We start from the raw sequence: 8,620 nt of genomic DNA, 5'->3' as shown, positions 1-8,620 counted from the left end.
GCCACGCGATATGCCAAAAATACAGCATCTTTTTTGGCAGCAGTGCAAATTCGTTGCATTGCTATTTGGTGTGCCATTTTAGCCTAATCTTGTGTAGACACTATTTAAAAATACACTTATTTTCCCGTGCTGCCAAAAGCGCCCGCGCCGCGTTGTCCGCCCAGATCATTCACGAAATCCGCGATCACCACAGGCATGATGATAAGCTGCCCGATCCGGGAATCTTTCGCAAGTGTTTGGGCCTCGTTTCCCACATTGCTGACAATGGCGTGGATCTCGCCCCGGTAGCCGGAATCCACAGGGGGCAGCTCACAGACCACCCCTTTTGCCGCCAGGCTGCTCCTGGGAAACACATAGGCGGCATAACCGTCAGGCACCTCCAGGCCAAAGCCCAGCGGGATTTTAGCAATCCCGGCTCCAGGGTACAGTCAAAAGGCATATAGACATCCGCCCCGGCGTCATTGGCATGGGAGCGGAGGGGACGGTGGTTCTCCGGCAGCCCAAAATCAATGATCTTGATCTTCACTGGCCGCCTCCTTCCAGCGCGGCAGGATAGTCCTGGCGCAGCAGGGCAAGGGGCAGCGCCCCTTTTTCACACGGGCAGCCGCAGGACATATCTTTTTCCAGACATCCCTCCCGCTGGCAGAAGGGGCCGGTAATCTCCGGGCTGAACAGTTCCGGGTCCAGCGCATACAGGTCCGCCCATATTTTCAGCAGGACAAAGCGTGTTTCATCCGTATTGCGGCGGCAAGTCCGCTGGCCGATCATGTGCTTCCACTGATAAGGCGTGGCGCTGATAACCAGCACATTGCGAAGGCTCTGCGGGGCAAGATACCCCGCGGCGTCCCTGGAAATCCCGCAGGCGCCTATATCCGCGTAATGCTCCATGGCAGCCCGGCATTTTTTCAGGTAGAAGTCATGCACCCACTGGCTTGCCGTCATGATCTCATAAGGCACCACAAAATCAGCCTGCCCCGCATAATTGCTGTACTGCAAAGAGGCGCTGATAAACTTGACCTCGTTTTGGTGCCGGGTGATCTGTGCCAGGAAACGCCTGCTGGCGCCCACAACCGCCACCGTGATAACCGAAAACTTCTGTACGGCGGGGTGCGGCAGAGAGGCGATCCGTTTGACCGTATCGGCAGTATAGGCTTTCTCATAAAGGGCCAGAAGGTCATCCATGGAGTGGATCGCATGGCCCCGCTGGGTAAGTCTTGCCGCAAACACCATGTTTTTTTTGGCTTCCTGTACTGCAGTGCAGTTCAAAATTTTAGTTTCAATCTGGTTGATGTTCCAATTCCTCCTTTATCACAGCTTTTAATAAAAACAGATAGTTAAGGCTGTCGGTGATCTTTTCCTCCCAGACAGCCAGCTCAAAAGTTTTCCGGTCCGTAAAGCACATATCATAAATGGAGATGATGTGCTTTGCCATCATCCCGGCCAACGCACGCTGCGGGGTGCTGTCCTGGATCGCAGCCGCCGCTTTGAAGGCGCTGAGCCGGTCCGGGTTGTCGCCGGTATATTCTTTGGCCTTCTGAATCAGAAGCCCTTCACACTGCCGTACCTGTTCCCGGAAAACAGCCTGAAATTCTTTTTGTGTCATAACTCACCCCACTTTACGCCGTAGGAAGATAAACCCAATCGCGCATCAGGCACACGCTGGGTTCGTCCTCCCGCGGGATCAGCCGGAAGGCGCACTCGGAATACACTGTGCGCTTATCCTCAAATTCCATGTTGTAGGCTTTATAAAAGCGGTATTCCAGGTTGGAGATCACGCACCGGAGCATTTGAAGGGCTTCCCGCTGGGAAGTGACAATGCAATCCCGGTCAACGCTGCGTTTCAGGGCCAGCAGGGATTTATAAAGCTGCACTTCCGTCCGGTAAGGGCGGGCATACCGATGATCCAGCCAGCCGCAGAAAGCCACCGGGCCGCTCTCGACCACATGCGCCTCCGGGTGGTGGAAACCGTAGCTGTCCAGGTTTGCGGTATTCAGAAGATAGAGCATTTCTTTCAGCTTGGCGCTTGGCATATCGTAAAACCGCAGCATGGAGCGGTAGAGATGGACATATCCGGGAATGGGAACAATGTTATTTACCATTGCAAATCCTCCATATATAGAGATGGGCGCGGGAGCAACCGGCATCCCGCGCTATCTTATGAAAAATTGTTATTCAGTTACAGCTACCAGCCTGCCCATGACGATGAAGCGGTCAGCGCCGCCATTGGTGCAGGTGGAAAGGGTCAGCACCTTGTCACTGGAAGTGACGGAAACGCCGGTTTCAATCACAGAGCGTTCCTGCATCGCGGAAAGCCAGGTCGTATATGCGCCGCTGTCTTTCCATTCCAGCGCCCAGGGAGAAGTTTCGCTGCCGGATTCCTCCGGGCTTGCCACAAATGCGGAAAACACCTCGACCACATAGCCGCCCTCCGGCGTTACCAGGTACATTTCCGGGTGTTCGTCATAGTAAGCCTGCGCTTTGTATTCCACCAGCGTGGAGAACATGGAACCGTCACGCATGTTATGCCCATAGATGATCGTGTTGTTGTCGGAAAAATCCTCCGCGTTTTCATAGTCGATGAACAGACAGCCCACCTTGTTTGCCGTACCGTCATACAGGTGTTTCAGGTAGTAGCTGTTATCCTCGCCCTGGGCCACCGGGTACTGAATGACCGTGCCGGGAAGCTCCAGCCATGCCTTGACATCCGGCCCCTGGGCCAGCAGGCTTTCAAAATCCACTTTGGGCAGAGAAACGGAGGAAGCGCCGGTTCCCTCCGGCGCCTCCGCATCTCCATTTTCCCCGTCCGTTTCTGCCGGGGTGACATATTCCGAAAGACCTGCATAGGTATCGGCGCTTTCCTTGTACTGGCCAATCTCCCGCGCCAGCATAAAGCCGCTGCCTATCTGACAGGACTCTGTGGAAACCAGGCGCTGGCGGAAGAGTTGACCCAAGAGACCTTCTGTCGTGCCATTGAACACAGCGCCTCCTTTCAAGGAAAATGCCGGCTGTCTGTATGGCTGTGCCAAATCGGGAAGAACTGCTGGCTCTCCTACTTGAGAAAGGCAAAACGGCAGGCCGGAGATGAGGCACTGGAACAGATGACCTCCCCTCAGAATGTAGAAGAGGATCTGCTCATCCAGGAACATGCCCGTCAGATCCATCAACGGCTCCATGCTCTGCCGGAGCCATACCGGGAGGTGTTTACCCTGCGGGTCTTTGCGGAACTGCCCTATGGGCAGATTGGCGAATTGTTCGGCAAATCTGAAAACTGGGCCAGAGTGACTTATTATCGTGCGAAACAGAAAATCAAGGAGGGATTATGATGAAATGCGAGATCATCCGTGACCTGCTGCCCCTGTACTGCGATGGGCTGTGCAGCGAGGCCAGCAAGCAGGAGATCGAAGCTCATGTGGCACAATGTGAGGAATGCCGCGCCTGTCTGGCGGAAATGAAGGAGGAGGCTCCCGTCCCCTCGCTCTCCCACGAGTCGGAAACGGAAGCCCGTGTTCTTCAGGGAGTGAAGAAGAAGTTCTCCCGTGGGCGCCGGCGGGCGGTTCTGCTCGCGGTGGCGGTCATGCTGATCTTCTCCATCGTCCTGGCGGGTGCAGCCGATGTTCCGCAGCCGGTATCCTATACGGACGGCCTGGTGACGGCAGAGCTTGCGGTGGATGAGGTGATTGACCTCTACTACCACGGCGGGAGCTACGATTCGTTCCACGGCTTCTGCCGGGAGGTAGATGGGCGGAATGTTGTTTTCTTGTATTTTGACCGTACCCTTCGCTCGGATGTGCTGCCGGATCGTGAGGGACATCTGTGCATTGGCAACGGGCTGCTGACCGACTTTGAGACCGCCACCTATCAGGTGGACCGGCAGGTGGACGCGGTCTACTATTTGGTGGGAGATTATCTGCAGCTCCCCGGTCTGGCCCAGGCCGAATTTGAGCAGGCTATGGCGGACGCGGTCCTTCTGTGGGAACGCTGAACCAAACCTGCAGGCTGATTTTATGTTTCGTCTTCCCACGCGCAACGAGCGCCCGGTCTCCTGGTTTGCCAGGAGAATGGGCGCTTGTTTTCATCGTTGTGTAATTCGGCTGAAAGCCTCCACGCCAGCTCAAATCCGGCGATAAAGCTGTCCAGGGAGGTTTGCTCTCTGATTGAATCCTGAGCGTCAATGATCCCCAGCACCAGTTTTCGCTCCGGTTTTTCCAGAGCCGCAATCAACGCTTTGTGGCACTCCTCTACTTCCCTCTCCTGTTCGTCAAACTATAGAGCAAAGGGCGCGGACAATCTTGAGATTGTCCGCGCCCCATGCTTTTACTGTTTTACCACAAGCCGTTTTCTATAAACCGCGTCAGGATGGTGGCCACCTGAGCGCGGCTGGCCTGGCCCTGGGGATTCAGGGTGTTGTTCCCCACACCGGAAATCAGGCCCTCCTGGACAGCCCAGGTTACGGCCTGGGTAGCCCAGCTGTTGACGGAAGCTCCATCGGCATAGCCGCTGAGATCCCCGCTCACGGCGGGCTCACCGACATAGCGGTAGAGCATCAGAGCCAGCTGCTCACGGGTCAGGCCCTGTTCCATATTCGTGCCGTCGGAAATGCCGTTCGCCACGGCCCATTTCTGTCCGGCCTCATACCATGCGGAGCCGGTGGAGGTATCCACGCCCTCCATCCGGGCCAGCACTGTGACCATCATCCCACGGGTCATGGCCGTCTCCGGGGAGAAGGTGTTGGGGCCTGTGCCTCCAAACAGCTCCCGGCTGGAGGCAAAGTCGATGGACTGCGCCCCCCAGTAACTGTCCGGTACATCGGAGAAGTACTTGCTGTTGTCCACGATCTTCACACGCTGACCGTCGCTCAGGGTGACCTTCACGCCATTTTCCGTGGTAATGGTGGTCTTGATGATCTCCTCGGTGCCATCCTCCTTGACCAGCACCGCCACGGTGCCGGAGGTGGCCCCGTCCACAGGTATCTCCACCGTTACCCCGTCGCCCTCAGGCAGCTGCACCGTAATGGTGGGGGCGTTGTCCCGGTCGCTGGTGTTGGGCACGTTGGGCAGAGGCAGGGTGACATTCTCTCCCTTTTCCTCCGCGGCGTCTACCGCCTGCTCCGGCACCTTGACCTCAGATTCCCACTTACCGCTTTCATCCACCGTGGTGACAGAGGAGGCGCCGTCCGGCCGGGTGATGGTTGTAATGCCGCTGCCGTCCGGCTTCGTCTCCACCACCGTCTTGCCGCCATCCGGATATACCGTGGTTTCGGTTACCGTGCCGTCCGGCTTGGTCACTGTGGTGGTGGTGGAGCCGTCCGGATTGGTTGTGGTCTCCATCTGGTTTCCGCTGCTGGAGCCGCCACCCCCGCTGGAGGAGCTTCCACCGCCGGAACTGCCGCCGGTTTCTTTCCAGCCGGCATAGAGCGTCAGATCCTTTGTAATGGCCGTGTTAAAATCAAACTTCTGCGTGCATGCCGCGTCCAGATACCAGCCGGTAAAGGTATACCCGCTGCGGCTGGGCGCCGCGGGCTCCACGGCAAGGCCGTTCTCCTCCACCGTCTGCGGAGCTACCGAGGTGCCCCCGTTGCTCTCAAAGGTGACAGTATGGTACTTGACTACCCGGTCACTTACCGTAATGGTAAAGTCCTGTGCATAGTCTACACCGGGCGCCGCGCCGCTTGCAATTGTTGCAGTCACCACTGCCACACCAGGATTGACCGTCATCAGCGCACCGTCCTGAATTGCCGCACCTGTTCCGCCATCGTCCTTCACGGTCCAGATAATCTGTTGGTTGGTTGCGTTGTTGGGCATCACAGTTGCGCTCAAAGTCAGAGCCTTCCCCACCTCTGCCTTACTCGGTACGTTGATGATATTTGCAACCGCCACAAACGCAGGGGTGCTTGGTTCAAATTCTGCTGTGACAGTAACCGCATATCCAGGCATAAGGAAACTGTCGTTTGTTATGGGAACTATTGCGGTATCGTCGCCTGTTTTATAGACCTTGAGGGAGTCCGCCTTTACCTGATAACCGTTGTCGGGTATCAAAGACACATAGACAAGCTCCCCTTGCGCCGCACTGCTCTTATCAGGCAAAATGGTGCCGTGGGCCACTGTGTCAGCGCTGATTATGTAGGTTCCCTCTGCCGCAGTGACAACCGTTACGGTATATATCTGCTGACTTCCGTCCTCAGCCGTTACGGTATAGTTGATGGGATCACTAAAATCCTGGGTTACGCCGCTTGCGGGAGAGACACTGGCTCTTTCGCTTACGGCAATTGTAGGAGTGAGCGATGTGACATCTGTGCCATACGGAACCGTTACCTCGATTTGCGTACCCGTGATCCTGCTGGTTCCATTGGGAACCGCAAAAGAGAGAATCCGTTTTTCTGCGCTTTTTGCGATAATGAAAATAGATAATTCTTTGCTGGTGCTGCCGGTATCATTGGTTGCCGTAACTGTAAAGGTAACTGTACCAGCGGTGACAGGCGTACCGCTGATGACGCCGCTTACCTCATCCAGCGTCAGGCCAGAAGGCAGACTGCCAGAAGTGACGCTCCATCTGACAGGAGTATCACTGGTGGCCGCCAATGTGTCGGAATAGGGCTCGTTTTGTTTGCCATTTTTTAATGTGGTGGTTGTAATCACTGGGGCATTGGTCTGCGCCACACCATCAGCGGTAATGATCACGTTGCCAGTGACCGCCGCCAAATTGATGGTCCCGCTGGATGGGTCATAGGTGTACTCTTGGCCGCTGGTCAGAATGGCGCCTGCCATAGTGACCTGGATCTGCTCCGGCAGGCTATACTGATTGGCCGGAGTGAGTGTTACCGACAGAGGCTGATTTTCCGCTGCCGAGACGGGCTGCCCATCAGCGGTCAAATTGGTTAGCTGATAACTTACCTTATAAAGGGTTGGTTTGTCGCTCACGCTGGTGTAGGTAACAACCATAGGGGCCATGATCTCGGCGCTCGCTATCCTTCCTCCCTTATTCTGTACTTCAAAACGGATCATGTCTCCTGCGGCAACTTGTATATTGTCCTGGTTGAAGTTGACAGGCCCACTGCCGCCGCTGACTTGCTGCTGAGCCACCAGCGGCTCGCCGTTTTTGGTCAGCGAGGCCCAGATCGTGCCGGTGTTATTTCCGTTGTTGACGATGGCATCCAACCCCGTAATGGAGATCACGCCATCGAGGGGCGCCCGGAAGCCCAGCGTATGGCCAAAACCATCCCGACTGCTTGTTTCATCCACAATTTTAATGTTGGTGACATTGCCGCCGCTGTTCGCCCCTACAAAAGCCCACTGGTTGCTGGAAAACCCTTCCCAGCCTTTCCAGTCAGCATGCCAGCTGGTCAGGTCTTTATAGGCTGCATTCGTCTCCTGTGAAGAAATCCGCTGTTGGGCAAACCATATCTCACCCTGTTGGCCATCCTCTGTCTGAATGCTCTCCAAAATTGAATAGGGACCAACCTGGATGGAAAGCATCGTTTGAGTCGCGCCGTCTTCCGCTGTAATCTGAAGGGTCATATCCGATGTAAGCGCCACATTCTGGTCCTGCTCCACTCCATTGTACATCACCTTTGCGGAAGCGCCCCAGCTCAGCTCCAGGGCATCCAGCAGATGCTTGACCTGGGCCAGATCGGGCACGTGAATACTGCCGCTTTGCCGCTCAAAGGGGGAGGACAAAATGTCTGCCTGTGTATTCATGGCGACCGTGTATATCTCTTGGCTGCCATCGCCTTTTTCAACAATCACTTTGCTGCCGCCTGGTACCTTTGTGCTCCCTGTCAGAGGCTGGCCTGCTGCATCCGTCAGCGTCAGGGACCACCCTTCGGGGACAATCAGATTGCTCAGGACAGTTTCAGCCGTATCTCCATTTACATGAGAGATGGTAAAACCCTGGACCTGATATTTGTCAGAACCAAGCCCTGTCAACTTGGTGTACTGATGGGCGCCCACGTCCGGCGTGACCCCCTGGGTGGAATTGCCGAAGAAATCCTGGTCTGCATATACGCCCTGACTTTCCATCTCAAAGAGGAACGAGGGGGTCTCAACCTTTGTGCCCGCACCGATGGCTGGGGAGCCGTCTTGCAGCTTGTATCCGTCCAGCGTATTCAGCGCGCTCCCCTGGGCATTGCCGGTCCCGCCCTTTCCGGGATCCACCATCAGAGACGCCCCCTCTGCGGCGCTCATCTGGACGTTCTTCTCCCCGGTGGGCACATTGTTGTAGTTTACAAAGATGTTGTTTGCATAGCTGCAGCTTCCGGTCTGCCAGTTCTCATCCTTGGGTGTGCTGCCGGCATAATAAATAATGTTGTTCTTCACATCCAGCGTGCCGTAGCTGCCGGAATTGGTGTACACAAAGGGCACGTTCTCCTTGATATAGAAAGTGTTGTTGTAGATGTTGGCGCGGGGACTGGTGGCCGCCACAATGATGCCTGTGCTGTCGTTCTGGCTGATATTGTAGCGGAACACGCTGTTGTAGGCGTGCTGGAGACAGATCATGAAGCAGCCGCCCTCATTGTCATGGCTGTAATTATACTGATAGACGGTCCCATCGCCCCAGTCGGCGTCCCAGGCCTGCCCGTCGCCGTTCCAGCCGCCGTCGTTATGGGTATTGTAGACCTCATTGT

General features: G+C 55.9%; 7 protein-coding genes and 3 pseudogenes. 3 read left to right on the top strand and 7 right to left on the bottom strand.

Features of this window, described 5'->3' with window-relative positions; genetic code table 11:
- A pseudogene (locus B5F88_RS20425) lies at window positions 1-87 on the top strand (IS5/IS1182 family transposase); the annotation flags it as partial.
- A 29-nt stretch (window positions 88-116) separates the two neighbouring features.
- On the opposite strand, the pseudogene B5F88_RS21975 reads toward B5F88_RS20425, so the two are convergent.
- From B5F88_RS21975 to srtB, 5 genes and pseudogenes are all read right to left on the bottom strand, one after another.
- A pseudogene (locus tag B5F88_RS21975) lies at window positions 117-526 on the bottom strand (deoxyuridine 5'-triphosphate nucleotidohydrolase).
- Window positions 523-1,290, bottom strand: coding sequence for an FAD-dependent thymidylate synthase (locus B5F88_RS17700; protein WP_275532956.1), 768 nt, complete (start codon window positions 1,288-1,290; stop codon window positions 523-525). Before B5F88_RS17700 ends, B5F88_RS21975 begins: the two are co-directional and overlap by 4 nt.
- Window positions 1,277-1,603, bottom strand: coding sequence for a hypothetical protein (locus B5F88_RS17695; RefSeq protein WP_087348666.1), 327 nt, complete (start codon window positions 1,601-1,603; stop codon window positions 1,277-1,279). The genes B5F88_RS17700 and B5F88_RS17695 overlap by 14 nt, the downstream gene beginning before the upstream one ends.
- A gap of 13 nt (window positions 1,604-1,616) precedes the next feature.
- The gene (locus B5F88_RS17690; protein WP_087348664.1) at window positions 1,617-2,099 is read right to left on the bottom strand and encodes a hypothetical protein; all 483 of its coding nucleotides are present in this window, start codon (window positions 2,097-2,099) and stop codon (window positions 1,617-1,619) included.
- Between the two features lie 69 nt (window positions 2,100-2,168).
- The gene (srtB, locus tag B5F88_RS17685) at window positions 2,169-2,888 is read right to left on the bottom strand and encodes a class B sortase (RefSeq protein ID WP_343286480.1); all 720 of its coding nucleotides are present in this window, start codon (window positions 2,886-2,888) and stop codon (window positions 2,169-2,171) included.
- Here srtB and B5F88_RS17680 point away from each other — a divergent pair.
- Both B5F88_RS17680 and B5F88_RS17675 read left to right on the top strand, forming a co-directional pair.
- Entirely contained in the window at window positions 2,787-3,323 is a 537-nt protein-coding gene (locus B5F88_RS17680) for a sigma-70 family RNA polymerase sigma factor (protein ID WP_242959869.1), read from the top strand. The two genes, srtB and B5F88_RS17680, sit on opposite strands and share 102 nt — an antisense overlap.
- Window positions 3,320-3,982, top strand: coding sequence for a zf-HC2 domain-containing protein (locus B5F88_RS17675; RefSeq protein WP_087348662.1), 663 nt, complete (start codon window positions 3,320-3,322; stop codon window positions 3,980-3,982). The genes B5F88_RS17680 and B5F88_RS17675 overlap by 4 nt, the downstream gene beginning before the upstream one ends.
- A 20-nt stretch (window positions 3,983-4,002) precedes the next feature.
- Here B5F88_RS17675 and B5F88_RS17670 read toward each other — a convergent pair.
- A pseudogene (locus tag B5F88_RS17670) lies at window positions 4,003-4,242 on the bottom strand (DUF6809 family protein); the annotation flags it as partial.
- A gap of 80 nt (window positions 4,243-4,322) precedes the next feature.
- The coding region (locus B5F88_RS17665; protein ID WP_204246264.1) for an InlB B-repeat-containing protein at window positions 4,323-8,620 on the bottom strand (4,298 nt) is incomplete at its 5' end.

The organism is Flavonifractor sp. An306, assembly GCF_002159455.1.
Classification (GTDB): Bacteria; Bacillota; Clostridia; order Oscillospirales; family Oscillospiraceae; genus Flavonifractor.
Note: the sequence above shows the minus strand (reverse complement) of the source record. Positions and strands in the feature narration are given on the sequence as shown.